25 protein-coding genes and 1 tRNA gene are annotated in these 23,728 nt (G+C 61.9%); 14 read left to right on the top strand and 12 right to left on the bottom strand.

Features of this window, described 5'->3' with window-relative positions:
• The first annotated feature begins 83 nt into the window (after positions 1-83).
• From LB519_RS25770 to LB519_RS25795, 6 genes are all read left to right on the top strand, one after another.
• Positions 84-620, top strand: a complete 537-nt coding sequence (locus LB519_RS25770; protein ID WP_013529917.1) for a GNAT family N-acetyltransferase — start codon at positions 84-86, stop codon at positions 618-620.
• Positions 621-680: 60 nt separating this feature from the next.
• A complete protein-coding gene (locus tag LB519_RS25775) occupies positions 681-1,442 on the top strand; it encodes a 3-hydroxyacyl-CoA dehydrogenase (RefSeq protein WP_224621506.1) in 762 nt (253 codons plus the stop codon).
• Between the two features lie 6 nt (positions 1,443-1,448).
• On the top strand, positions 1,449-2,624 hold the full coding sequence (locus LB519_RS25780) for a CaiB/BaiF CoA transferase family protein (RefSeq protein WP_224621507.1): 1,176 nt from the start codon (positions 1,449-1,451) through the stop codon (positions 2,622-2,624).
• 31 nt (positions 2,625-2,655) lie between these two features.
• Entirely contained in the window at positions 2,656-3,435 is a 780-nt protein-coding gene (locus LB519_RS25785) for a HugZ family protein (protein WP_224621508.1), read from the top strand.
• A gap of 152 nt (positions 3,436-3,587) precedes the next feature.
• The gene (locus tag LB519_RS25790; RefSeq protein WP_013529913.1) at positions 3,588-3,932 is read left to right on the top strand and encodes an ArsR/SmtB family transcription factor; all 345 of its coding nucleotides are present in this window, start codon (positions 3,588-3,590) and stop codon (positions 3,930-3,932) included.
• A gap of 164 nt (positions 3,933-4,096) precedes the next feature.
• Positions 4,097-4,912 carry a TrmH family RNA methyltransferase gene (locus LB519_RS25795; RefSeq protein WP_224621509.1) on the top strand — a complete coding sequence of 272 codons (816 nt, stop codon included), beginning with the start codon at positions 4,097-4,099 and terminating at the stop codon, positions 4,910-4,912.
• Positions 4,913-5,003: 91 nt separating this feature from the next.
• On the opposite strand, the gene LB519_RS25800 is transcribed toward LB519_RS25795, so the two are convergent.
• Positions 5,004-6,140 (bottom strand): hypothetical protein, encoded by a 1,137-nt coding sequence (locus tag LB519_RS25800; RefSeq protein WP_224621510.1) that lies wholly within the window; start codon positions 6,138-6,140, stop codon positions 5,004-5,006.
• Between the two features lie 176 nt (positions 6,141-6,316).
• Complete coding sequence (locus tag LB519_RS25805; RefSeq protein WP_224621527.1) at positions 6,317-6,853, bottom strand: DUF1134 domain-containing protein; 537 nt, start codon at positions 6,851-6,853, stop codon at positions 6,317-6,319.
• Between the two features lie 391 nt (positions 6,854-7,244).
• Between LB519_RS25805 and chpT the strand changes: the two genes are divergently transcribed.
• Both chpT and LB519_RS25815 read left to right on the top strand, forming a co-directional pair.
• Positions 7,245-7,874 carry a histidine phosphotransferase ChpT gene (gene chpT, locus LB519_RS25810; protein WP_027162205.1) on the top strand — a complete coding sequence of 210 codons (630 nt, stop codon included), beginning with the start codon at positions 7,245-7,247 and terminating at the stop codon, positions 7,872-7,874.
• 238 nt (positions 7,875-8,112) lie between these two features.
• Complete coding sequence (locus LB519_RS25815) at positions 8,113-8,517, top strand: PleD family two-component system response regulator (RefSeq protein WP_224621511.1); 405 nt, start codon at positions 8,113-8,115, stop codon at positions 8,515-8,517.
• A 104-nt stretch (positions 8,518-8,621) separates the two neighbouring features.
• Here LB519_RS25815 and ctrA read toward each other — a convergent pair whose 3' ends face one another.
• Positions 8,622-9,317 carry a response regulator transcription factor CtrA gene (gene ctrA / locus LB519_RS25820; RefSeq protein WP_006203583.1) on the bottom strand — a complete coding sequence of 232 codons (696 nt, stop codon included), beginning with the start codon at positions 9,315-9,317 and terminating at the stop codon, positions 8,622-8,624.
• Positions 9,318-9,769: 452 nt separating this feature from the next.
• Here ctrA and LB519_RS25825 point away from each other — a divergent pair, with 452 nt between their 5' ends.
• Complete coding sequence (locus LB519_RS25825) at positions 9,770-10,147, top strand: flagellar export protein FliJ (RefSeq protein WP_013529907.1); 378 nt, start codon at positions 9,770-9,772, stop codon at positions 10,145-10,147.
• A 96-nt stretch (positions 10,148-10,243) separates the two neighbouring features.
• Here LB519_RS25825 and LB519_RS25830 read toward each other — a convergent pair whose 3' ends face one another.
• On the bottom strand, positions 10,244-10,642 hold the full coding sequence (locus LB519_RS25830; protein ID WP_013529906.1) for a winged helix-turn-helix transcriptional regulator: 399 nt from the start codon (positions 10,640-10,642) through the stop codon (positions 10,244-10,246).
• 90 nt (positions 10,643-10,732) lie between these two features.
• Between LB519_RS25830 and LB519_RS25835 the strand changes: the two genes are divergently transcribed.
• Positions 10,733-11,659 (top strand): NADP-dependent oxidoreductase, encoded by a 927-nt coding sequence (locus tag LB519_RS25835; RefSeq protein WP_224621512.1) that lies wholly within the window; start codon positions 10,733-10,735, stop codon positions 11,657-11,659.
• Between the two features lie 69 nt (positions 11,660-11,728).
• Here LB519_RS25835 and LB519_RS25840 read toward each other — a convergent pair whose 3' ends face one another.
• Entirely contained in the window at positions 11,729-12,004 is a 276-nt protein-coding gene (locus tag LB519_RS25840; protein ID WP_013529904.1) for a DUF1153 domain-containing protein, read from the bottom strand.
• 289 nt (positions 12,005-12,293) lie between these two features.
• Here LB519_RS25840 and mnmA point away from each other — a divergent pair, with 289 nt between their 5' ends.
• Entirely contained in the window at positions 12,294-13,484 is a 1,191-nt protein-coding gene (mnmA, locus tag LB519_RS25845; protein ID WP_013529903.1) for a tRNA 2-thiouridine(34) synthase MnmA, read from the top strand.
• A 24-nt stretch (positions 13,485-13,508) separates the two neighbouring features.
• Here mnmA and LB519_RS25850 read toward each other — a convergent pair whose 3' ends face one another.
• Positions 13,509-14,474 (bottom strand): Gfo/Idh/MocA family protein, encoded by a 966-nt coding sequence (locus tag LB519_RS25850; protein WP_013529902.1) that lies wholly within the window; start codon positions 14,472-14,474, stop codon positions 13,509-13,511.
• Between the two features lie 240 nt (positions 14,475-14,714).
• On the opposite strand from LB519_RS25850, the gene LB519_RS25855 reads away from it, so the two are divergent.
• Positions 14,715-14,791: transfer RNA gene (locus LB519_RS25855), tRNA-Met, on the top strand.
• Between the two features lie 181 nt (positions 14,792-14,972).
• Here LB519_RS25855 and fghA read toward each other — a convergent pair.
• The 6 genes from fghA to LB519_RS25885 all read right to left on the bottom strand — a co-directional run bounded on the left by fghA (position 14,973) and on the right by LB519_RS25885 (position 21,507).
• Positions 14,973-15,818 (bottom strand): S-formylglutathione hydrolase, encoded by an 846-nt coding sequence (gene fghA / locus LB519_RS25860; protein ID WP_224621513.1) that lies wholly within the window; start codon positions 15,816-15,818, stop codon positions 14,973-14,975.
• A gap of 212 nt (positions 15,819-16,030) precedes the next feature.
• Positions 16,031-17,158 (bottom strand): S-(hydroxymethyl)glutathione dehydrogenase/class III alcohol dehydrogenase, encoded by a 1,128-nt coding sequence (locus LB519_RS25865; RefSeq protein WP_013529900.1) that lies wholly within the window; start codon positions 17,156-17,158, stop codon positions 16,031-16,033.
• A gap of 58 nt (positions 17,159-17,216) precedes the next feature.
• Positions 17,217-17,867: a glutathione S-transferase family protein gene (locus LB519_RS25870; RefSeq protein WP_063168879.1), complete on the bottom strand. Its 651-nt coding sequence runs from the start codon at positions 17,865-17,867 to the stop codon at positions 17,217-17,219.
• A gap of 71 nt (positions 17,868-17,938) precedes the next feature.
• On the bottom strand, positions 17,939-19,705 hold the full coding sequence (locus LB519_RS25875) for a Rieske 2Fe-2S domain-containing protein (RefSeq protein WP_024505098.1): 1,767 nt from the start codon (positions 19,703-19,705) through the stop codon (positions 17,939-17,941).
• Between the two features lie 21 nt (positions 19,706-19,726).
• Complete coding sequence (locus LB519_RS25880) at positions 19,727-20,620, bottom strand: aromatic ring-hydroxylating oxygenase subunit alpha (protein WP_224621514.1); 894 nt, start codon at positions 20,618-20,620, stop codon at positions 19,727-19,729.
• 29 nt (positions 20,621-20,649) lie between these two features.
• Complete coding sequence (locus LB519_RS25885; RefSeq protein WP_032809603.1) at positions 20,650-21,507, bottom strand: aromatic ring-hydroxylating oxygenase subunit alpha; 858 nt, start codon at positions 21,505-21,507, stop codon at positions 20,650-20,652.
• Positions 21,508-21,757: 250 nt separating this feature from the next.
• Here LB519_RS25885 and LB519_RS25890 point away from each other — a divergent pair, with 250 nt between their 5' ends.
• Both LB519_RS25890 and LB519_RS25895 read left to right on the top strand, forming a co-directional pair.
• Positions 21,758-22,594 (top strand): GntR family transcriptional regulator, encoded by an 837-nt coding sequence (locus LB519_RS25890; RefSeq protein ID WP_063173785.1) that lies wholly within the window; start codon positions 21,758-21,760, stop codon positions 22,592-22,594.
• Entirely contained in the window at positions 22,591-23,685 is a 1,095-nt protein-coding gene (locus LB519_RS25895; protein WP_013529894.1) for a BMP family ABC transporter substrate-binding protein, read from the top strand. Before LB519_RS25890 ends, LB519_RS25895 begins: the two co-directional genes overlap by 4 nt.
• Positions 23,686-23,728 lie beyond the last annotated feature (43 nt).

Genomic DNA, 23,728 nt, shown 5'->3' on the forward strand with positions numbered 1-23,728 from the left:
GGCGCCCGCGCTTGATGAAGCGCTGACTGGCGAATGCTGCCGTTTGCAGCAACCTTTCCTCCTTGTACCGGACCGCAAAGACCATGAGCCTTGCCGACGTGAAATACCTGCCGGAAACCCCGGCGCACGACCCCGAGATCGAAGCCATCAACGACGAAGCCTTCGGGCCCGGCCGCTTTGTGCTGGCCGCCTACAAGATTCGTGAGGCCGGAGGGCACGAGCGCTCGCTGTCCTTTGTCGCCGTCAATGGCGACATCGTCGTCGCCTCGGTGCGCATGACCCGCATCGCCGCCGGTGCCGGCCGCGCATTGATGCTCGGGCCGCTCGCCGTGCGGCCGGCCTTCAAGAATCTCGGCATCGGCCGCCGGCTGGTGGCGATCGCGCTGGAGGCCGCTGCCCGGGCCGGCGCACCTGCCGTCATGCTGGTCGGTGACGAGCCCTATTACGGGCCGCTCGGTTTCAAGCGGATTCCGCGCGGCCAGATTTCGATGCCGCGCCCCGTCGACCTCGACCGGCTGCTGTCGCACGAGATCGCGCCGGGCGCGGTCGCCAGGCTCTTGGGCGAGGTCTGCCACGCCGATCAGGCCAGGGTGACCGATCCTACCGCGGCGATGGCTTGACCTTTCCCATCGATCTGGCGCCTGATCCGTCCACTGTTCCTGAGATCAAAGGATGACGTCATGAACCCGAACGGCCAGATCGCGATCGTCACCGGCGGCGGCTCCGGCCTTGGCGAGGCAACGGCGCGCGCGCTGGCCACCAAGGGAGCCCGCGTCGCCATCTTCGATGTCGGTATTGACCGCGCGGTCAAGGTCGCGGCCGAGATCGGCGGTATTGCCGTCCAATGCGACGTCAGCAGCGCCGACGGTGGGACTGCTGCCCTCGCCGACGTCGCCGCCAAGCTTGGCGAGCCGCGTATCCTGATCAATTGCGCCGGCATCGCCATCGGCGTGAAGACGATCGGCAAGGATGGTCCCCATCCGCTTGATCAGTACCGCAAGGTGATCGAGGTCAATCTGATCGGCACGTTCAACATGATCCGCCTCGTCGCCGAACGCGCGTCAAAGCTCGAGCCGCTGCCGGGCGGCGAGCGCGGCGTCATTGTCAACACCGCTTCGGTTGCCGCCTATGATGGCCAGATCGGCCAGGCCGCCTATGCGGCGTCCAAGGGCGGCGTCGTCGGCATGACGCTGCCGGTGGCGCGCGACCTTGCCCGTTCCGGCATCCGCGTCTGCACCATCGCTCCCGGCATCTTCAAGACGCCGATGATGGCCGGCATGCCGCAAGAGGTGCAGGATTCACTGGGCGCCGCCGTGCCCTTCCCGTCGCGCCTGGGCGAACCGTCCGAATATGCCGCTCTCGCCCTGCACATCATCGAGAACCAGATGCTGAACGGCGAGACCATTCGCCTCGACGGCGCCATTCGCATGGCGCCGAAATAGACGGTCATGAGCGCCGGCCTGTCCGCTGCCGCTAAAACCGGGCCGCTGACCGGGCTGAAGGTGATCGAGATGGCCGGGCTCGGCGCCGTGCCGCTGGCCGGCCTGATGCTGTCGGAGATGGGCGCGCAACTGTTGCGCATCGAACGGGCGGGGACGAGCCAGCTCCTGCCGCTGCCGGATGAGTATAACATCGACCGCCATGGCCGCGCCGTCCTGCGCCTCGACCTGAAGCGCCGTGAAGGCACCGATCTGTTGCTGCGCCTTGCCGAAAAGGCGGACATGTTGCTCGAAGGCTTTCGTCCGGGCGTCATGGAGCGGCTCGGCCTCGGCCCGGAAACGGTGCTGGCGCGTAACCCGGCGCTGATTTACGGCCGTATGACCGGCTTCGGCCAGGACGGCCCGCTCGCCGGCCGCGCCGGCCATGACATAACCTACCTCGCCTATAGCGGCGTGCTGCACGCCATCGGCCATGCCGGCGGCCGTCCCGTCCCGCCGCTCAACCTCGTTGCAGACTATGGCGGTGGCGCCATGATGCTGGTTGCCGGCGTGCTGGCCGCCCTTTTCCAACGTTCGCGCACGGGCAAGGGTGAAGTCATCGACGCCGCGATGGTCGATGGCGCCTCGATGCTGGCGGTGCCCCTGCACGCCTTGATGGCGGCCGGCTTGTGGAGCGATAAGCGTGGCGCGAGCCTGCTCGATTCCGGCGCCCCGTTCTACGACACCTATGAGACGTCGGACGGACGCCATATCGCCATCGGCTGTCTCGAGCCGCAATTCTTCGCCGAATTCGCCAGGCTGCTGCCGCTCGACGAGCGCTTTGCATCCGGCCAGTACGACAAGGCCCTGTGGCCGCCGATGCGCGCCGCCATTGCCGATCGGATCCGGCAGAAACCACGCGACGACTGGGACCGGTTGTTCGCGCAAACCGATGCCTGCGTTGCACCCGTTCTGTCGCTGCAAGAGGCAAAGCACCACCCGCACAATCGGGCACGCAATGCCTCTGTGACGGCAGGTGCATTTGAGCGCCCGGCCCCGGCCCCGCGTTTCTCGAGTTCGCAACCGACATTGGCCACTATGCCCGGCGATGAGGATCTGTTGCCGTCGACAATGCTGGCACGTTTCGGCTTTGCGAAAGCCGAGATCGACGACCTTGTCAAATCCGGCTTGCTGACCGATAACTAGAGAACAAAGATCAACTTACTGCGGTGCTGCCTTGGACGAGCCGAAGAAGGACGTGATCCGTGAGACGGACGCCGAAGCGATCCGGCTGGCGAAGACGCTTCTGCGCAGCGCCCGCTTTGGCGCCCTGGCGGTGATCGAACCGCAAACCGGCTCGCCGCTGGCCAGCAGGGTTGGCGTGGCCACCGACATCGATGGCGCACCGCTGATCCTGGTGTCGATGCTTTCGGCGCACACCGGCGCGCTGCTTGCCGACCCGCGCTGTTCCCTGTTGCTCGGCGAACCAGGCAGGGGCGACCCGCTGGCGCACCCGCGCCTGACACTGGTCTGCCAGGCGGCACGGATCGAGCGCGGATCGGCCGAACACGCCCGCACCGAGCGCCGTTACCTCAATCACAATGCCAGGGCGAAACTTTACGCCGGTCTCGGTGACTTTTCGATCTTTCGCCTCGATCCGCAACGCGCCAGCCTCAACGGCGGCTTCGGCAAGGCCTATCAGCTCGACCGATCGGATCTGCTCGCCAGCGGACCGGTCGTCGAGGAACTCGCGGCGCGCGAACAATCGGCCATCGACCACATGAACGCCGACCATCTCGACGCGATCGCCGTTTACGCACAGCATTTCGCCAAAGTATCCGGCAACGGCTGGCGTATTGCCGGATTCGATGCCGATGGCATGGATCTGGTGTCGGGCGACGATGCTTGCCGGGTCTTTTACCCGCAACCTCTGGGCGCAGCAGGTGAATTGCGGCACGTTCTGGTCGATATGGCGAGGGCGGGCCGAGCCATTGTCGACGCCGGGACTGAGACTTAATTATGCTGGATCAAAAGCAACACTTGAGATTTAGGTGAAATGCTCTACCTTTTAGTGACGCTGAATCGCCAGCGCCGATCGATAAGTGAATTTATGGAATCAGACGCCATTGCCCCCATGGCGTCGGGATGAACAGGAAGCATGGGGGATCGATGGTCTCGACAAAGCTAATCGTGAACGCCGAATCGGCGGCAGAGTTTCTCATGCTGATGGGCAATGAGAAGCGACTGTTGATCATGAGCTACCTTGCCGAAGGTGAAATGTCGGTGGGAGCCATAGCCGAGAAGGTGATGCTCAGCCAATCCGCCCTGTCCCAGCATCTCGCCAAGTTGCGGGCGCTCGACCTTGTCGACACCCGCCGCGACCGCCAGATGATTTACTACTCCTGCAAATCCGACGCCGTGCGAGAACTGCTTGTCATGCTGGACGGCATTTTCGGCAGCGGCAAGGATGACCTGTCCCAGATGGCGCACCGCTTGCGCCGTGCTGGAACCTGACCACACAGCCGCCGATCTCGCCGGCGATTCAGAGCGACATGCGCCCATTTGGGGCGCAAAAGCTGGCTGATTGTCCCGAATTGTCGCATCGTGCTTTCCAATCAAGGTGAGCGCCGGGAAGCGGTCCGGATTTTCGGGGCCGATGCGACGGTCGCGAGGAATGCATGGATCCCATTCGCATCGACGACCCGCAAGATCCGCGCGTCGCTGCCTATCTCGACATTCGCGAGCGTGACCTCGCCGGCCGGCAAGGCCGCTTCGTCGCCGAAGGCAAGGTGGTGCTCGACCTGCTGCTCACAACTGGACGCTTTGCCGCCGAATCGGCCCTCGTCCTGGAAAACCGGCTGGCGGGTCTCGACAAGATCCTGAGCAAGGCGCCCGCCGACCTCCCGGTCTATGTGGCCACCAGCGCTGTGATGGACGCAATCGCCGGATTTCACATGCATCGCGGCATCCTGGCCATGGGCCGCAAGGGAGCGCCGCAGCCGGCCGAAGCCCTGCTCGATGGCTTGCCGCCTCGTGCGCTGGTCGTGGTGCTCGTCGGCATCGCCAACCATGACAATGTGGGCTCGATCTTCCGCAACGCCGCCGCCTTTGGCGCTGACGCGGTTTTGCTGGATGCGACGTGCTGCGACCCGCTCTATCGCAAGGCGATCCGCGTTTCGGTCGGCGCCGCGCTCAAGATCCCGTTCGCATCGTTCACCGACACCGCCGGCTTCACAACGACGCTCGCCCGACGTGGCTTCGAACAATTCGCGCTCTCGCCACGCGGGAAGACCGACATCCGCGATGCGCAGCGCAGTGAGCGCCTGGCGCTCTATCTCGGCACCGAGGGCGAAGGCTTGCCGGACGACCTGCTCGCAAGCCTGCACGACGTGCGGATCACCATGGCGGAAGGCTTCGACAGCCTGAATGTCGCCGCGGCTTCAGCCATCGCGCTGCATCATTTTGCGGCTAGAGCAATTCTAGGAAAAGTGTGAAGCGGTTTCCGTCCAGAATTGCGTCAAAGCAAAGAGTTAGGGCATTTCGCCGTTTCCGTGAAACGGTGAAATGCTCTAAGGAGACCTGATCTCAGCTTGTCGCGTCAGCCTTCTGCAGCGCGCGCACGCGGTCGGCAAGACTGCGGTCACCGTTGCCGGAGCGTGCGTCCGACGGTACCGCCAATGCCATGGCGATCGGCGAACCAGGCCCCTCGAGCTTGGCCGTCAGATGGACGACCTCCGCCGCCAGCTCGTTCATCTGCTCGCGCAAGGCGGAGCTGCTGTCAGTGGCCTTGGAGGCGGCCAGTGCGGTGAGATCCGCCTTCAGCCGTTTGTTCTCGCGCGCCAGCGCCGTCAGCCTCGCCTCGAGCTGCTCACGGTCGCTGTCGAGCTTGGCGATTGCCTTGTCGAAATCATCGCTCCTCGCGACATCGCCGCCCTTGCCGACCAGCCGCAAGGCTGGCGCACTGTCCTCGGATTTCGATTTTTCGCGCATGCGTGCCAGTTCCTTTTCGCGGCGGTCGAGTTTGTCTTCTCGATCGGCAAGTGTGGCCAGCAGCCGTTCGACCTTCTTGTCGAGCTCGGCGGTCTTTTTCTTCTCGGCTTTCAGGGCGTCCCGCGCGGCCTTGCTTTCGGCCGCGATTTCCTGGCCGCGCCTGTCGGCTTCCTTGCGCTGGCCGCGCAGCATCGCAATGTCGCTGGCGAGTTTCTGCATTTCGGACTCTCGCGCCACGAGCTCGATCTGCCGGCTGCTCGAGGAAAAACTGGCGTCGTCATACATGCGCTCCAGCTTTTCCAGCTCAAGGGCGCGCTTTTCCAGCTTGCGTTCGGTTTCCTTCAGACGCTCCGAAAGCTGCTGCAACTCGCCCTCTCGCTGACGCAGCGCTTCGTTCTTCGCGCCCAGCTCGGTCAGCGCCTGGTTCTTGTCCGTCCGCTCGACCGCCAGGCCCTTCATCGCCTCGCGACCGCGATTGATCTCGACCAGTTGTTCGGCCGCCTTCTCACGCAACGCCTTGACGCTGATTTCCAGGCGGCGCGTCGTCATGGCGTATTCGGCGCGGATGCGATCCTTGTCCGCCTGGATCTCGGTCTGCGTCAGAGGGATCGAGGATTCGATGCGTTTGCGTGTAAGCGCGACCGCACGACGCCATATGGCCGGAGCCACCATGAGCGCCAGAAAGCCAGCGCAGAGAAAGCCGAGGACGAAGAACAGGACCGACTGGACCAAGTGACTACCCGTTGTGGCCGGCAAGCATCAAAAGCGCATAGATCGCTTTGACTGTGCCACGTTGACATGGCGGAAATCCAGCGTTGCGGCAAGGGTTTGCCGCAACGGTACGAGTTTAATGCATGTCGACCCAAAAGCGGTCCCGGTTTTGGACAACGACAGCCAAGGACTTCAGCCTAGAACGGATTCCAGGTGGCCCGCTCGGTAAGCTTCAGATAGCCGAGATTGACGCCGAGCCGAGCACCGACGCCGGTGCGGATCGGCACCAGGAGAACATTGTTGTTCTTCAGTACGTTGAAGCCGACGCCCGCCACCACATAGGCTGAACCGGCAACGCCGCCATAGCGGTTGTAGAGGCTGCCCACATCATCGAGATTGTAGACCAGCATCATCACCCGCGACCCCTCGCCGCCGAAATCCCAGCCGAGCGACGGGCCTTGCCAGAACACTTTGTGGTCGCCGGCATTCTTGGTGTAGAGCGTGCCTTCGCCATAGGTCAGGCCACCGATCAGCGCACCGGAGCCCTCTTCGCCCAGCAGATAGCCGTTGGGCAGGCCGTAGGAGGCAAAAATCTTCTCGATCACCGTGGCGAGTCCGCCCGATGTGGCGCCAAAAAATTTGTGACCGGAATCGACAATCTCCTGAGCGGTGTATTCCTGGGCCCGCAGGGCTGAAGTCGAGAAGACGAGAACGCCCAGGAGCGTGACCGCCATTGAGAAGACACGGAGAAAGCTCCGGTCGTAGTATCGGGAAAACATGCTTCCAATCTCCGTCAGGGAGCACCTTCGCCGACGCCTCGCACCCCGTACGGCTCTTTTAGCCGGCCGTTAAGGGTAACTGTTAGGGGCAAATTATGCCGTAATCCTTTTTCAACCATTAAGCTCCCACATGAACATGGCGGTTCGAAGGCTGTTTGGGGTCGCTCAATTGGGGTCGGCAGCCTGCGTGCACACGCCATTTGCCACAACCACAATTTGGATTTGTTGCTGCACGCACGGGCGCTGTGTATTCAGAAAGCCTGAGGAGAGAGTGCGTGATTCGTGTGGCAGGCGACGATCGATCGCCCGGCCATGAGTTGTGAGATTTTGCAGGGATTTTTCGCCGATGGCCGATCTGTTCACCCTTTCCGCACCCGATCTGGCAGCGCTTTTGTGCAGCCGGGTCTGCCACGATATCATCTCGCCGGTCGGCGCGATCAACAACGGGCTCGAATTGCTTGATGAAGGCGGCGCCGATGAGGACGCCATGAAGCTGATCCGCCAGAGCGCCCGCAACGCTTCGGCCCGCCTTCAGTTCGCCCGCATCGCCTTCGGTGCCGCCGGTTCGGCCGGCATGTTGATCGATACCGGCGATGCCGAAGCGGTCGCCATCGCCTTCCTCAAGAACGAAAAGCCGGAACTGACCTGGAACGGGCCCCGCGCGTTGCTGCCCAAGAACAAGGTCAAGCTGCTGCTCAACCTGATCCTCGTCGCCAATGCCGCCATTCCGCGCGGCGGCAAGCTTTCCGTGACGCTGGAAAACCTTGAGACCGAACCGCGTTTCGCGCTTACGTCGGCTGGCCCGATGCTGCGGGTGCCGCCGAAATTCCTCGAACTGCATTCCGGCCACAAGCCGGAGGAGCCGATCGACGCGCATTCCGTGCAGCCCTATTACACGCTGCTTCTGGCGCGCGAAGCCGGCATGACGATATCGATCCACGCGACGCCGGAAGAAATCGTGCTTTCGGCGGCCTGATGCGCAGCCGATAAAGCGAAGTATTTTTTCATTTAACGCTGTAATTCCAGCTCATCGACTTGAGATGCGTCTGGTCGTTCAGGCGGTGCCAAAGCATTCGTGAATAAAAGCAGGCACCTGCCCATCTTTGTAAAAATTTTACCTAACGCCTTTTCGGCTTCTTTACCAGATTGGCCTATGGTGCGTCCTGGATGCCCCCGACGCTACCGGACCGCCAGAAGGCAAAGAGGACCCGGAAATGAAACGCTGCATGTTCGTCGACGATTCAAGCGTTATCAGGAAGGTTGCAAAACGTATCCTGGGCGGCTCCGAAATGATTGTCATCGAGGCCGCCAGCGGACTTGACGCGCTGGAGATGTGCGCCACCGACATGCCCGACATCATCGTCGTCGATGGCGCCTTGCCCGACGTACCGGCGGTCGATCTCATCCGTCGCGTCCGCGCCATGGAGAGCCCGATAAGGCCGCAGATCCTGATTTCCCTGGTCGAGCTCGATATTGCTTCGATCATGCGGGCCAAGCGAGCCGGCGCCCAGGGCTATCTCTTGAAGCCGTTCAACCGCCCGCAGCTGCTCGAGCGCTTTCGCACCTTGAAGAGCGCACCTGATTCGGCATCCTTGAGCAACTCCAGAAAAAGTGCGTGACGGTCTTCTGCTCGGAAGCCCAAAAGCAGACCGTTACCAGCCCATCATGCAAAAACCCGGCCGAAGCCGGGTTTTTTATTGAAAAGATTCGAACGATTCGTCGCTCAGGCGCTGACGCGAATGTCTTCCGGTTCGCGCAGCACATAGCCGCGACCCCAGACCGTTTCGATGTAGTTCTGACCGCCCGATGCCGCGTCGAGCTTTTTGCGCAGCTTGCAGATGAAGACGTCGATGATTTTCAGCTCAGGCTCGTCCATGCCGCCATAGAGGTGGTTGAGGAACATTTCCTTGGTCAACGTGGTGCCCTTGCGTAGCGAGAGCAACTCCAGCATCTGGTATTCCTTGCCGGTCAGGTGCACGCGCTGGCCGCCCACTTCGACTGTCTTGGCATCGAGGTTGACCACCAGGTCGCCGGTGGTGATGACCGACTGGGCGTGGCCCTTGGAACGCCGCACGATGGCATGAATGCGGGCAACCAGCTCGTCCTTGTGGAATGGCTTGGTCATGTAGTCGTCTGCGCCGAAGCCGAGGCCGCGCACCTTGTCCTCGATGCCGGCCATGCCGGAGAGGATGAGAATAGGTGTTTTGACCTTGGAAAGGCGAAGCGTTCTCAAGACCTCGTAGCCTGACATGTCAGGCAGGTTGAGGTCGAGAAGAATGATATCGTAGTCGTAGAGCTTGCCTAGATCGACGCCCTCTTCACCGAGATCGGTCGTGTAGACGTTGAAACTTTCCGATTTCAGCATCAGTTCGATGCTTTGTGCGGTTGCACTGTCATCTTCTATCAGCAGAACACGCATTTTATTCCCCTTTTCTGCTGCCGGACCATTTCACGACCCGTCCGGACCCGGAGCAGTGGTTGCCTTGTGCAGAGGCTGCCATTGAATGGTTAACAAATCCTAATTTCCCGTCCATGACGGTACCAGATTTTTTAACCTCTTTCTACACCCTCTTGAATCTAATAACGAATCTCAGAACCAAATTCCTAATGCAACACATTAACAACCTGGACTAAGCGACTCCAGGGACTCATCGACGTCGCTTCCGCATCGGGGGCCGGAATTTTTACCCGGCCTTAAGTCCTGACCCGTATGATTAACAATGCCCGTAAACGAATGGTTACCGCCGGCAAAAAACTTTAGGGTTTTGTTTCCCATAGTTGGGGGAAAGCCGGTGGACACGGGTGCGGCCTGGGCGTTTCCAGGTGGTTTGGACGATAAGTGCGGGTGTGCGTTTCCGGGAGTACCGAATCATGAAGTCACGTGAAAACCTCGTTCGGCTGAAACAGTTTCAGGTGAATGAGAAGCGGCGGCAGCTGCTGCAGCTCGACATGATGATCGCCGAGTTCGAACGCATGGCCGTCGAGCTGGAGCTTCAGATTACCGCCGAGGAAAAGAAGGCCGGCATCACCGACATCAACCATTTCGCCTATCCGACCTTCGCCAAGGCGGCTCGCCTGCGCCGCGACAATCTCAGGAATTCCCAAAGCGACCTCGCCCAGCAGCGAAGCGCCGCCGAATCATTACTCGGCGAAGCTGAAGCGGAGCTTTCCAAAGCGGAAATGCTGGAATCGCGCGACACGAAGATCCGCGAAGCCGAAGTCGGTGGCCGCAGCGCCATGATCGGCTAAAACCCTGCCCTTGGCGACGTCAACGCTCGCCATCGGACTGGCGCATTGTCGCGGCTTGCGGCCCGGCGGAATACGCCCAGAAGAATGAAAACCGCCCTACGCGGCCCAATCCCCTTCATTCTCGGCAATTGCCCTTGCACGGGCATCCTTGATATCCGGCGCATGCTGCTCCGCCCATGACCTGATCTGGGTAAGCAGTCCCGCCAGGTTCTGACCGAGCTCGGTCAATTCATATTCGACGCGCGGCGGAATGACCGGAAAGATCTCGCGCCGTACCAATCCGTCGCGCTCGAGCACGCGCAGCGTCTGGGTCAGCATCTTCGGCGTGATGCCGTCAAGCTTCCGGGCAAGCTCGCCATTGCGCAGCCGGCCTTTGCGCAGCGCGCAAACCACCAGATAGACCCATTTGCTGGCCAGCATCTCCAGCACCGTGTGCGAAGGACACGTTCGCCGGAACGCGTCATAGCCGAAACCGCAATCATCTTCACTATCCATGAGGTGCGTATGTATCAGAAAGGTACATACTGGACAAGGGACTATTACTATCCAAATGATAGTGGCATCAACCGAGCAGGAGATATCTCAATGCGTGCCGCTATCCAGAATTCCGTCGGCGGACCCGACGTCCTTGTCATCGCCGATCAGCCCGATCCCACGCCAGAGGCCGGCGAAGTGCTGGTCGGTGTCAAGGCCGCGGGCATCAATCCGGTCGATGGCGCCGTCCGTGCCGGCTACTACCCCTTGCTCGGCGAGCCGCCCTTCATCCTGGGTTGGGATATCTCGGGAACTGTCGAAGCACTCGGCGCCGGCGTCACCGGCTTCAAGATCGGCGACGAGGTGTTCGGGATGCCGCGCTTTCCCAAGCAGGCCGCCGCCTATGCCGAGTTGGTTGCCGTACCTGCCGATCAAATCACACTGAAGCCGAAGGGCGCGGGCCACCTCGAGGCAGGCGCCTTGCCGCTGGCCGGCCTCACCGCCTGGCAAGGGCTTGTTCGCCACGGCGGGCTGAAATCGGGGCAGCGCGTATTGGTGCATGCGGGAGCCGGCGGCGTCGGTCATCTGGCGGTGCAGATCGCCAAGGCGCGCGGCGCCTACGTCGTCGCCACGGCCAGCCCGGGCAAGCTCGATTTCGTCCGCAACCTCGGCGCCGACGAGGTCATCGACTACACCAAGGGCGATTTCACCGAACATGTTCGCGACATCGATCTGGTGCTGGATCCAATGGGCGGCGACCACGCCCAACGCTCACTGAAGGTGCTCAAACGTGGCGGCGTGCTGGTGTCATTGCTCGATGTCAGCGACGACACCAGGGCGCAGGCCAGTGCGCGCGATATTCGGGTCGAGCGTATGTCGGTCGTGCCCGACAGGGAGGGCCTGCTGGAACTGGCTCGGTTGATCGATGCCCACAAGCTCACCGTCCATGTGGCGAAGAGCTTCCCACTGGACCAGGCTGGGGCCGCTCACGCCTTCCTTGCCACCAAGCCGATCGGCAAGGTTGTGCTGTCGCTCTGAGCGGAACGGTGACCGTGAAAAACAGAAGGGCGCGGGGTTAGCCGCGCCCTTCATCTAAATTCGCAATGGTCAGTGCCGGTATTGCTGGATGCGTGTCGTGCGCAGCCCGGCAAGGCCGTATTCGTCGATCGACGCCTGCCAGGACAGGAATTCCTCGGTGGTGAGCTTGTAGCGTTGGCATGCCTCGTCCAGGCTCAAAAGCCCGCCGCGCACGGCCGCAACCACTTCCGCCTTACGCCGGATAACCCAGCGACGTGTATTGGTCGGCGGCAGATCGGCAATCGTAAGAGGGCTGCCGTCAGGCCCGATAACATATTTGACTCTCGGTCTAACCAGATCGGTCATCGTACTCTCTACAAAAAACTCAAAGACCCAATCCCCGCCACGTTACCGCCACAGCTTTAAAAATTGCCTAAGCAGACCCTAATGACTAGGTAAGGATCATGAACGCCGCGTTAGTCTTTTCGCCGGCATTTGAAACATCTGCCCGCAAACCCTGATTTGCCGGGGGAAAATGCATCCATTGGCGAAGATCGGCCACAAACGGTGAATCGCCCTGCACGCTGGCGCGCCGGTAAAGCTTGACCTATATTCTCGACATTGGCATTGAGGCGCCGCGCAGAACGAAAGCATCATGAACAGTCTCGATCTTCCCGGACGTCCCGAAAACACCCGCATCGTCGTCGCCATGTCCGGCGGTGTCGATTCATCGGTCGTCGCCGGCCTGCTGAAACGCGAGGGCTACGACGTCGTCGGCGTCACCTTGCAGCTCTACGACCACGGCGCGGCGACGCACCGGGCCGGCTCATGCTGCGCGGGGCAGGACATCGACGATGCCCGCCGTGTCTCCGAGACGCTCGGCATCCCCCATTATGTGCTCGACTACGAGGAACGCTTCCGCAAGGCGGTCATCGATCCCTTCGCCGAAAGCTACGTCGCCGGCGAGACGCCGATCCCGTGCGTTTCCTGCAACCAGACGGTGAAGTTCGCCGACCTCCTGGCCACCGCCAAGGAGCTCGGCGCCGACGCGCTGGCCACCGGCCACTACATCCGTTCCGGCGCCAATGGCGCCCAGCGCGCGCTCTACCGTCCGGTCGACGCCGACCGTGACCAGAGCTATTTCCTGTTCGCCACCACGCAGGCGCAGATCGATTATCTGCGCTTTCCCCTCGGCGGCCTGTCGAAGCCTCAGGTTCGCGCCATCGCCGAGGAGATGGGGCTGGCGGTTGCCGCCAAGCAGGACAGCCAGGACATCTGCTTCGTGCCGCAGGGCAAGTATTCCGACATCATCGCCAAGCTGAAGCCAACTGCGGCCAATCCGGGCGACATCGTCCACATCGACGGTCGCGTGCTCGGCCGCCATGAGGGCATCCTGCGCTACACGATCGGCCAGCGCCGTGGCATCGGCATCGCTTCCGGCGAGCCGCTTTACGTCGTCCATCTCGATGCCGACCGGGCTCGCGTCGTGGTTGGCCCGCGCGAGGCGCTGGAGACGCACAAGATCTATCTACGCAATATGAACTGGCTGGGCGACGGACCGCTCACAGACGTCCCTGCCGGCGGCCTGGAACTGTTCGCCAAGGTCCGCTCGACGCGGCCGCCGCGCCCGGCCGTGCTGCATCATCGTGCCGGTGCCACATGGGTGGAGCTGGTAGACGGCGAGTCCGGCATCGCGCCGGGCCAGGCCTGCGTGCTCTACTCCGATGACGGCAACGAGGCCCGCGTGTTCGGCGGCGGCTTCATCGAGCGTTCGGAGCGTGGCGCCGAGGCCGAGGCCATGCTGACCCGGCTTGCCGCCCGGCCGGCCCAGATTCCCGCGGAATAAGTTTCCTGCCGAATAATCCGCGCTTCAGGAATTCGACTTGGTGTGGGTGACCGTGCCGGCGGTCAGGATGCGCAGCACCCGGATCGCTTCCTCGCCGCTGGTACGCGGTTCGGCACGCGTCTCGATGCACTGGATGAAATGCTCCAGCTCGCGCGTCAGCGGCATGCCCTGGGCAACCGCGACATAGGACGGCTCATTGGTGGTGAAGGCCCATTGGCCGCTGTCCTGCCACACCGCGTGGCGGTAGACGGCCAGCTTGCGTTCCCATGGCTCGACGTCGTCGAACACCGCCATTGCCTTGGTGCCGACCACGGTCAGCCGCCGCTCGCGATAGGGATTGAGACGCGAGGTGAAGAGATGGCTGCGCAGGCCGTTGGGGAAGCGCATGTGCAGATGCGCGAAGTCGCTGAGATTGTCGAGCAGGGCGGCCCCCTCGCCGCGCACCTCGATCGGCTCTGTGCCGGTGATCGCCAGGATCATCGACAGATCGTGCGGCGCCAGGTCCCACAGCGCGTCGTTCTCTGTGTGGAACTTGCCGAGGCCGAGCCGGTGAGAGTGGATATAGCGGACCTCCCCGAGTTCGCCCTTGTCGATCAGCCCCTTCAGCGTCTCGAAGGCGGGGTGGAACCGCAGGACATGGCCGACCATGAAGACGCGGCCATTATCCTTGGCCGCCTGCACCGCACGCTCGGCATCCGCCACCGTCAGCGCGATCGGCTTTTCCACCAGCACGTCCTTGCCGTTCTCGACGGCACGTACCGCAAGGTCGGCATGGAATTGCGGCGGCAGCGCCATGACGATGGCGTCGATATCGTCGCGGACGAACAGCTGGTCCGGCTCGATCGCCAGGCAGTCCTGCTCGCTGGCAAAGCCTTCCGCGCGGGCCCGGTTGGTATCGGAGACCGCGTGCAGCGCGCCGAGCGCCTTGAGAGTGCGGATGTGGTTGCTGCCCCAGTATCCGCAACCGAGGACTGCTATGCGCGGCTTCATCTGTTTCAAACTCTAAAAACTCGTGGCCGAGACATAGCGACGTGCCCCTTCGAACTCAACCCCGGCGGCGACAACCAAATGTCGCCGCGGCAAAGCTTTTCGATAATGACGATAAGCCGGCAAGCCGGTTGCTTCGAAGCTTGACAGGCTCGCCCTCCCAACCTTATATCCGCGCGACCTTGGCGAACGCCCCCGACATGCCTTTCGATTTGAGGCGGATTTCGGGTCTTTCGCCGCCCTGGCGGGGTAGCTCAGTTGGTTAGAGCACGGGAATCATAATCCTGGGGTCGGGGGTTCAAGTCCCTCTCCCGCTACCAAAATCCAGTTAAACCATTGAAATGGCTAAAAATTTATACGCGTTGGTAGCGCTTCCGGTTGAAATTGTTCAATAATTTCAATGCGGCGCCATCGTGTTCCTCGCCCCGGTAGAGACGAGAAAGAGTAACGCGTTCCTCGCTTGGACGAGGATTAATCCGATTGCATCGCTCGGACCTCGACCTATGCAAGCCGTTCCGCATGCCATCTCAAATGGTCGTCCATGAATGTCGAAATGAAGAAATACGAATGGTCGTATCCGTCTTGCATGCGCAACGTCAGCGGAATGCCGGCTTTGGCGCAGGCCGCCTCCAAAAGCCAGGGTCTCAGCCCGTCATTCAGGAACCCGTCCGATGTTCCCTGATCGACGAGAAATTCCGGGAAGCGGCGCCCGTCTTCAACAAGCGAAGTAGCGTCGTAGGCCCGCCACGAGGCCTCATCCGTGCCGAGATATTTTTCGAAAGCCGGCCTTGACCAGCCGGCAGCGCTTGGCTGCACGATCGGCGCAAATGCCGAGCAACTCCTGAACCGCTGCGGGTTTTTCAAAGCAATCGTCAGCGCGCCGTGTCCGCCCATCGAATGGCCCGTTATGGCTTGGCGCGACATGTCTGCCGGAAAATTAGCGGCGATCAGCGTGGATAGTTCCTCGACGAGGTAGGAATACATCCGGTAGTTCTTCGCATAAGGCTCCTGCGTTGCATCAAGATAAAAGCCGGCGCCGCCGCCAAACTGCCAATTGTCCTTGTCATCAGGGATGTCGGCGCCGCGCGGACTGGTGTCTGGACAGACGACGATCAGGCCAAGTTCGGCGGCCATGCGCCTGTATTCGCCTTTGTCCATGACATTTTGATGGGTGCAGGTCAGTCCCGACAAATACCACACCACGGGGCAAGGCGTTTCCCGGGCCTGTGGAGGCACGAAAACGGCAAATGTCATGTCGCAGCAGCAACTCGTCGACAGGTGCGAATAGATGCCCTGCACTCCGCCATGGGATTTTGCCTGGGAGATGGTCTTCATGGGTTCCGGCATATTCCCTCTCCACGGATTTCAAACGCCAATGGGCCGGTGTCTACGGCATCGACCATGATCGCGGCAACCCGGGCGGATCAGGTGGGGTCGAACCGACCGGCGGCGCGGACATCCGGAATGTCAGTCGCGCCGCCGGCCTAACGCCCGATGTCGGGGAGGCACGGTATTTTGGGAACACAGAGCCTTCGACGCGGGCGTGTCGTGTGAGCCGGTCAGTAAACCACGACGCTGCGAATGCTCTCCCCGGCATGCATGAGATCGAAACCCTTGTTGATGTCCTCGAGCTTGAGCGTGTGGGTGATCATAGGGTCGATTTGGATCTTGCCGTCCATGTACCAGTCGACGATCTTCGGCACATCGGTGCGGCCGCGCGCGCCGCCGAAGGCGGTGCCCATCCAGGTGCGGCCGGTGACCAGCTGGAACGGCCTGGTCGAGATCTCCTGGCCGGCGCCGGCAACGCCGATGACCACCGACTTGCCCCAGCCGCGATGCGAGGCTTCCAGCGCCTGACGCATCACCTTGGTGCTGCCCGTGCAGTCGAATGTGTAGTCGGCGCCGCCGATCTGGTCGGCGCCACGCTTGGTCATGTTGACGAGGTAGGGCACGACATCGCCGTCGATCTCCTTCGGATTGACGAAATGCGTCATGCCGAAGCGCTCGCCCCACTCCTTCTTGTCGTTGTTCAAATCGACGCCGATGATCATGTCGGCGCCGGCAAGTTTCAGGCCCTGGATGACGTTGAGGCCGATGCCGCCGAGGCCGAAGACGACCGCGGTGGCGCCGATCTCGACCTTGGCGGTGTTGATCACGGCACCGATGCCGGTGGTGACGCCGCAGCCGATGTAGCAGATCTTGTCGAAGGGCGCGTCGGGGTTGACCTTGGCCAGTGCGATCTCGGGCAGCACGGTGAAGTTGGAGAAGGTCGAGCAGCCCATATAGTGAAAGATCTTGTCCTTGCCGATCGAGAAGCGCGACGAACCATCGGGCATCAGGCCCTGGCCCTGCGTGGCGCGGATCGCCGTGCAGAGGTTCGTCTTTCTCGACAGGCAGGACGGGCACTGGCGGCATTCGGGCGTATAGAGCGGGATGACGTGGTCGCCCTTCTTGAGCGAGGTGACACCCTTGCCGACATCGACCACCACGCCGGCGCCTTCATGGCCGAGGATGGCCGGAAACAGACCTTCCGGATCGGCGCCCGACAGTGTGAATTCGTCGGTGTGGCAAATGCCTGTCGCCTTGATCTCGACCAGCACTTCGCCCTCGCGCGGGCCCTCGAGGTCGACCTCCATGATCTCCAGCGGCTTTCCGGCGGCGACAGCGACAGCGGCGCGGGTTTTCATTCTTTTTCTCTCCCAAATCTCTATTTTGCCGGGCCAGAACGCGGCGCTTATGATCAGACTATGCGGCGATCTTGCCGGGGCCGGCGGGAAACACACCCGACATGACGGTGAAGCCCTTGATGCGCTTGACACGGTCGCACCAGCGCCGAATAGCCGGATAGTCCTGGCGCGGAACACCGCCTTCCTCCGACAGGATGATGTAAGGAAAACAGGCGATGTCGGCGATGGTCGGGTGACTGGCCGAACAGATCCAGTTGCGGCCCTGCTGTTCGCCGAACCACAGATGCTCGTCGAGGATACGGAAAAGGCGATGCGCGCCGGCACGCGCGGCGTCGATATCGAAGTCATAAAACAGCGCATCGTGCAGGCGGGCGGCCGACGCCGTCGAAGTGATACCGTCTGCAAAGGCCAGCCACTGGCTGATCTCGCCCAGCAGAGCGGGATTGTCCCGCGGATACCAGGTGCCCGACGGATCGTATTTCGAGGCGAGATAGACAAGGATCGCTTGGGCATCGCGCAAGATCAGCTCTTCATCCTCGATGACCGGCAGCTGGCCAAGCGGATTGAGTTTCAGGAACCATTCCGACTTGTGTTCGCGGCCGGGGTAGAAGTCGACCGGCACGGTCTTGTAGTCGATGCCGAGAAAACTCATCAGCAGCCGCAGCTTGTAGCAATTGCCCGACAGTTCGTAGTCGTAAAGCGTGATCATCGGCGGCTCCTAAAGCAATTCCAGGAAACGTGTGTAACGGTTTTCCGTCCGGAATTGCGTAAAACAAACAGTTAGATGTCCAGCACGAGGCGTGCCGATTTGGCGCGCGAAACGCAGGTCATGATCTTGGTTCCGGCCTTCCTCTCGGCATCGTTGAGGTAGACGTCCTGATGGTCCGGTTCGCCCTCGATCACCGTCGCCACGCAAGTGCCGCAGGCGCCTTGCTCGCAAGACGACGGAACATCGATGCCGCTTTCGCGCATGACCTGCATGATCGTCTTGCCCGCCGGCACCTGAAGCGTGACGCAGGAGCGCGCCAGCGCGACCTCGAAGCTCGAACTGTCGTCGATCTTGTTGGTGTTCTTGAAGTACTCGAAATGGACGGCGCTATCCGGCCAGCCCTGCTCGGCCGCGATCTTGCGCGCGGCTTCCAGCATCGGTCCCGGGCCGCAGATGTAGAGATGCATGCCATTGCGATAACCGGCGAGCAGTTGTCGAAGCTCGGCGCCGGTCGCGTCGGGCGAGAGGCCGAGATGCGGCTTCAGCGCATCGCCGAGATGCTTCAGCCGATCGGCAAAGGCGAGGTGTTCCTCGCCTTGCGCGAAATAATGCAGCTCGTGCGCAAGCTCCTGGTTCTTCAGCGCCTGCGCCATGGCGAGCAGCGGCGTGATGCCGATGCCGCCTGCGACGAACAGCGTCTTGATCGCATCGCGGCGCAGCGGGAAGTTGTTGCGTGGCTCGGAAATCGCCAGCACGTCGCCCTCTCGCACCGTCTCATGCATGCATTTCGAGCCACCCTTGGAGTCCCGTTCCAGCTTGACGCCGATGGTGAAGCTGTCGGTTTCACCGGGACCGTTGGTGATCGAATACTGCCTGATCTCGCCATTGGGCATGTGGACGTCGATATGGGCTCCAGGCTGGAACGTCGGCAGGATGCCCTTGATCGGACGAAGCTCGAAGCCTGCGATCCCGTCAGCGGTCTGCCATTTTCTGGCCACGCTGACACGCAGCGCAGCCTTGCGGCCATGCGTGGTCACCTCAGGCATTTCGGCGAGTTCGGCCGAGACCCGTTCGTAGACCGGCTCGAGCGGCGCCGGCGCCGGCGCGTTCGCCACGTCGCGCTCGACCTCGTCGCGCAGCTTGGAAAGCCGCTCATTGTGGTGACGCAGAATGGCAATGCGCGCGGCGCCCTCGGCCTCCTGATCGAGCACGCCGCGGATCACCGAACGGTTGGAATCGACCGGCTGCACGAAGAAAACGCCCTGCGTCTCGGCGCCGCTGGCTCGCGAGCGAAGCGCCACAGCGAAATCCTGGGCGGCTTCGACGAGAATGTCGGCGCCCTCGCCATCGATCGCTCCGTTGGGTTGAAAGCGATAGGCTCTCAGCCTCTCGACGACCTTGTCGGCCGGCGCGTTGACCGCGATGCCGCGCAAGGCGACGAGCTTGCCTTCGGCGAGGCCGGCAATCTCAGGCACCTCCCCGCGCGGCTCTTCCGAGGACCAGACCAAGCCATAACGTTCGACCGCCGGAAACGTGCGGTTGGTGATGGTGCGGGCGGGTGCATCGGCCGGATGAGCCGGGATATAGGTGCAGCCAGCGGTGCGGTTCGAATAACGCCAGCCGTGATACTGGCATTTCAGTTCGCGCCCGTCATTGATGCCGATCGACAGCCTGACGCCGCGATGCAGGCAGCGGTTCTCCCAGATGTTGACGTAACCGTCATCGGCCCGCCACACGGCGAATTCCCGGCCCAGCAACTGGCCGTGGAAAACGTGGCGAAACGGCAAATCATGGGCAGCGGCGATCGGATGCCACCGGCTTCTGGCTTCTTCCAACATCAATCGTCTCCAAAATGTCTGTCAGGCTGCAGCCGGGATGACCCCGTAGGTCACGCCCTTCTGGCTGAGCCAGCGCCGGTAGGCGATGGCCGACTTGTCAGCGCGGATCGGCGTCTCGGCGCGCGGATCGAGCGGCAGGCGCTTCGGCACCTGGTTTTCCAGGATCGGCTTGTCCTGGCCGAAGATCGTCTGCTGGAAACGCTTGATCACCTTGTCTTCATTGTCTTCGTCGAGCACGCAAAGCAGCATGTGGGCGCGCACATGCTCCTGGTCGACCGGCTGCAGGAAGACGGCGATGACATCGCGCCGGGTCTCGTCGACCGGGCTCGATTTATAGAGCACCGAGCAATAGGGATGCGGCACGCGATAGACGTAGTCGACGTCGGCGCCGCCATCGGACGCCGTCGACGCCATCGGCTGGAAGAAGCGGCAGCGCGTGGCCAGGATCTCGTCGCGATCGACGGAGATCTCGACGTCGTATTCCTTGACTTCGGTATGCGGCTCGACGCCGAGTATGTCGGTATGCACATAGGGGAAGTGGCCCATGTCGAGAAAGTTCTCGATGGCGCGCGGCGCCGAGACGTTGACGCCGAACGTTGCCGCATTGAGCTTGCGGCGGTCCGGCTCTTGATATTCGGGGATCGGGAACAGCTCGGCCGGCGGCGACCCGAGCGAGGTCCAGACATAGCCATAGGCGCTTATTGCAGGCAGCCTGTCGGCGGGTGGAATATGGTCAGCCCTTTGCACATCGGAACGCGAGCGCCAGACGACGGGCTCGCCATCCGCGTCCACCGCAAAGCTGAGGCGCTCCTCGAGCAGAACGGTCTCCTGGACGGCGCCGGGAGCAGCTTCCGCGATGGCGCCCACGGGATGCCAGAGATTGAGGATCACGGGATCAGCGCATTTCGTCATCATGTTATCCCTTCAAATACCCTCGGACGTCATCAGATCTGTGCCGGTATCGCACCATAGGTGACCGCCCTGTCACGCAGCCAGCGCCGATAGGAAACCGAGACGGCATCGGCGCGGATCGGCGTCTCGGCGCGCGGATCGAGCGGCAGGCGCTTGGGGACCTGGTTTTCCAGGATCGGCTTGTCCTGCGCGAAGATCAATTGCATGAAACTGCGCACCGTCGCCGCGTCCATGCCCTCCTTGAGGTAGCAGAGATAGGGATGCGCGACGCAGTTCTCCTCGTCGACCGGCTGCACGAACAGCGTGATGACATCCAGCCTCCCCTTCTGGATCGGATTGCTCTTGTAGAGCGCCACCGTATAGGGCCGGATCACCTTGTAGATGTACTCGACGACGAACCCTTCCTTCGCGGTCGGCGACGCGATGGGCTGGTAGAATTTGCATTCGGTCGCCAGCACCTCGTCCTGGGGCGTGATTTCCACCTTGTAAGGCACGACCTCGGTATGCGGCTCCTCGCCGAGCCAGCCTGTGTGGATGAAGGGGAAATGCCCCATGTCGAGAAAATTCTCGACGGCGCGAAGGCCCGACACCTTGACCGCGATCGAGCCGCCGCTGACCAGATGTCGATCCGCCTCGTTGGCCTCGGGGATGTAGATGATGTCGCGCCAGGGTTTGTCCAGACAGGTCCAGACGAAGCCATAGCGCTCGGCGCTCTTCAACACGTCGCCGGTATCGTTGCGAACGACTTCGATCTTGTTTGAATGTTTTCGAACGACGAGATCGACCCCAAGCAGACGGGTCGAAAAGGGCACATCCTGGCTGAGCGATTCCTGGTCGGCGACGATATGCCAGTCGTTCAGAAGCTCGCGGTCGACGCAACGGGTTGCCATCGGCATCCCTCCCAACTCGGCTAGCCCTTCACCACGAACCTAGCCTGACCTTTCGCAATGACGAAATCACAAGATTGGATACCAATCAATGATTTTTTGTCAGCCAAAATCATTTTTTGTGTTGACAGACTATGATGATTGAATTCCGATATGGAAAACCTGAACCTGGGATATGGCACATCCCGAAGCGTCATGTCTTCATCATGGAAAGCCTGCTGATCATGTCGTCGCAAAGGCGGAGAACCGTGCCTTGAGCAGCCGCTCCCAGACGATCGCGGACACGCTGACCCGCGCCATCATCGACCATCGGCTGGTGCCCGGCTGCAAGCTCGGCGAGCGCGAGCTTGCCGAGATATTCGATGTCAGCCGCATCGTGGTGCGTCAGGCCCTGATACGGCTCGCCGATGACGGGCTGGCGCAGATCGAGCGCAACCGCGGCGCCTTCGTCGCCAGGCCAAGCATGCAGGAGGCAATGGAGATTTACGACGCGCTGACCCTTGTCGAACAGGGGGTGGCGGCCCAGCTCAGCGATCGCCTTGGCCCCGCCGGATGGGCCGAGCTGCGCCAGCATGTCGAACGCCAGCGCCAGGCAGTCGCCGCCGGCAACGATGCGCTGGCCGACGTGCTCGGCCAGGAATTCCACACGGTGTTCGTGCGCCTTAGCCGCAACAAGGTGATGCAGGAAATCCATGCCCAGCTCGTGCGCCGCACGACGCTGCTGCGCTCGCTCATTTCAGCCGATTTCGACTATTGCAATCTGCTCGACGATCATTCGAGGGTCGTCGACCTCCTGGAAAAGGGCCGCCTGAAACAGGCCATGGACCTGATCGACACGCATCACCGCACCGTGGTGCGCGGCTACATCATGGATCGCGAGGTGTTTCCGGAGATGACGCCTGCCGAAGCGCTCGCACCCTATCTCGACGGCAAGGCCGACGGAGCAACGATATCGGCTGGATTGAGGCAGGCAAAACCATCCGGGAATGGCGACGGCGCGGCGCACGCGCACGTCCATCTCCCTAACAAAGACCGGGCATCGACAAGCCGGGCATCAACCAAAAAAACCAACAGAGGGTTACCGACATGAACGACCTGACAAGACGCGGATTCCTGAAATACAGCGGTGCGCTGGGTGCTGCGCTCGGTGCTGGAGGGCTGAGCACGGTCGCCAAGGCTCAAGAGGTGCTCAAGATCGGCGTCGTCTACGTCTCGCCGATCGCCGAAATCGGCTGGACCAAGCAGCACAGCCTTGGCGTCGAGGCGATCAAAGCCGCGTTCGGCGACAAGGCCGAACTCACCGTCATCGACAACATCTTCATGCCGCAGGATGCGGAGCGCATTTTCCGCGAGCTGGCCAGCGCCGGCAACAAACTGATCTTCGGCACCAGCTTTTCGCACGGAACGCCCATGCAGAAAGTGGCGCCGCGGTTCCCCAAGGTGGCTTTCGAACATTGCTCCGGCATCGTCCACCTTGCCAATCTGGGTACCTTTGAAGCCAAATATTACGAGGGCACTTTCGTCGCCGGCGCGGCGGGCGGCTACATGTCGAAATCCGGCAAGATTGGTTTCATCGGCGGCTTTCCAATTCCGGATATCGTCGGCCCGGCCAACGCGCTGCTGCTCGGTGCGCAAAGCGTCAATCCGAACGCCACTTGCAACGCCATCTTCCTCAATTCCTGGTTCGATCCGGGCAAAGAGAAGGAGGCCGCCAAGACGCTGCTTTCGCAAGGCTGCGATGTCATCTGCTCGATGACCGACACGGCGACGGGCGTCCAGGTCGCGGGTGAAGGCGGCGCCTGGTCGATAGGCTACGCCAGCGACATGGCCAAGTTCGCTTCGGGCAAACAGCTGACGTCCTTTGTCCTCGACTGGACCAGCGACTATGTCGGCGCCGCCAAGGCCGTCGCCGCCGGCACCTGGAAGCCGGAAGTGCGCTGGGATGGACTGGCGGCGGGCGTCGTGAAGATGGCGCCCTACAATGACGGCATACCGGCCGACACCAAGGCCAAGCTGAAGCAGCTCGAGGCCGACATCGGCAGCGGCAAGGTGCACCCCTATGGCGGCGAGTTGAAGGACCAGGCCGGCAACCTCAAGGTCGCTGCAGGCTCCGTCCTGGCCGATGACGATGTTCGCGGCATGAACTGGTTCGTCAAAGGCATGATCGGCAAGCTGAGCTGAATGCCATCAAAGAACCAGGGAGGCGCCGAGACCGACCTTCGGC

Origin of the sequence: Mesorhizobium sp. AD1-1 (assembly GCF_020164655.1) — a bacterium.
In the GTDB taxonomy this organism is placed as follows: domain Bacteria; phylum Pseudomonadota; class Alphaproteobacteria; order Rhizobiales; family Rhizobiaceae; genus Mesorhizobium; species Mesorhizobium ciceri.

Excerpts from the sequence above, each read along its gene's own strand:
- LB519_RS25770 (WP_013529917.1), top strand. The coding sequence starts at position 84 with ATGAGCCTTGCCGACGTGAAATACCTGCCGGAAACCCCGGCGCACGAC.
- LB519_RS25775 (WP_224621506.1), top strand. The coding sequence starts at position 681 with ATGAACCCGAACGGCCAGATCGCGATCGTCACCGGCGGCGGCTCCGGC.
- LB519_RS25780 (WP_224621507.1), top strand. The coding sequence starts at position 1,449 with ATGAGCGCCGGCCTGTCCGCTGCCGCTAAAACCGGGCCGCTGACCGGG.
- LB519_RS25790 (WP_013529913.1), top strand. The coding sequence starts at position 3,588 with ATGGTCTCGACAAAGCTAATCGTGAACGCCGAATCGGCGGCAGAGTTT.
- LB519_RS25795 (WP_224621509.1), top strand. The coding sequence starts at position 4,097 with ATGGATCCCATTCGCATCGACGACCCGCAAGATCCGCGCGTCGCTGCC.
- LB519_RS25805 (WP_224621527.1), bottom strand. The coding sequence starts at position 6,853 with ATGGCGGTCACGCTCCTGGGCGTTCTCGTCTTCTCGACTTCAGCCCTG.
- chpT (WP_027162205.1), top strand. The coding sequence starts at position 7,245 with ATGGCCGATCTGTTCACCCTTTCCGCACCCGATCTGGCAGCGCTTTTG.
- LB519_RS25815 (WP_224621511.1), top strand. The coding sequence starts at position 8,113 with ATGAAACGCTGCATGTTCGTCGACGATTCAAGCGTTATCAGGAAGGTT.
- ctrA (WP_006203583.1), bottom strand. The coding sequence starts at position 9,317 with ATGCGTGTTCTGCTGATAGAAGATGACAGTGCAACCGCACAAAGCATC.
- LB519_RS25825 (WP_013529907.1), top strand. The coding sequence starts at position 9,770 with ATGAAGTCACGTGAAAACCTCGTTCGGCTGAAACAGTTTCAGGTGAAT.
- LB519_RS25830 (WP_013529906.1), bottom strand. The coding sequence starts at position 10,642 with ATGGATAGTGAAGATGATTGCGGTTTCGGCTATGACGCGTTCCGGCGA.
- LB519_RS25835 (WP_224621512.1), top strand. The coding sequence starts at position 10,733 with ATGCGTGCCGCTATCCAGAATTCCGTCGGCGGACCCGACGTCCTTGTC.
- LB519_RS25840 (WP_013529904.1), bottom strand. The coding sequence starts at position 12,004 with ATGACCGATCTGGTTAGACCGAGAGTCAAATATGTTATCGGGCCTGAC.
- mnmA (WP_013529903.1), top strand. The coding sequence starts at position 12,294 with ATGAACAGTCTCGATCTTCCCGGACGTCCCGAAAACACCCGCATCGTC.
- LB519_RS25850 (WP_013529902.1), bottom strand. The coding sequence starts at position 14,474 with ATGAAGCCGCGCATAGCAGTCCTCGGTTGCGGATACTGGGGCAGCAAC.
- fghA (WP_224621513.1), bottom strand. The coding sequence starts at position 15,818 with ATGCCGGAACCCATGAAGACCATCTCCCAGGCAAAATCCCATGGCGGA.
- LB519_RS25865 (WP_013529900.1), bottom strand. The coding sequence starts at position 17,158 with ATGAAAACCCGCGCCGCTGTCGCTGTCGCCGCCGGAAAGCCGCTGGAG.
- LB519_RS25870 (WP_063168879.1), bottom strand. The coding sequence starts at position 17,867 with ATGATCACGCTTTACGACTACGAACTGTCGGGCAATTGCTACAAGCTG.
- LB519_RS25875 (WP_024505098.1), bottom strand. The coding sequence starts at position 19,705 with ATGTTGGAAGAAGCCAGAAGCCGGTGGCATCCGATCGCCGCTGCCCAT.
- LB519_RS25880 (WP_224621514.1), bottom strand. The coding sequence starts at position 20,620 with ATGATGACGAAATGCGCTGATCCCGTGATCCTCAATCTCTGGCATCCC.
- LB519_RS25885 (WP_032809603.1), bottom strand. The coding sequence starts at position 21,507 with ATGGCAACCCGTTGCGTCGACCGCGAGCTTCTGAACGACTGGCATATC.
- LB519_RS25895 (WP_013529894.1), top strand. The coding sequence starts at position 22,591 with ATGAACGACCTGACAAGACGCGGATTCCTGAAATACAGCGGTGCGCTG.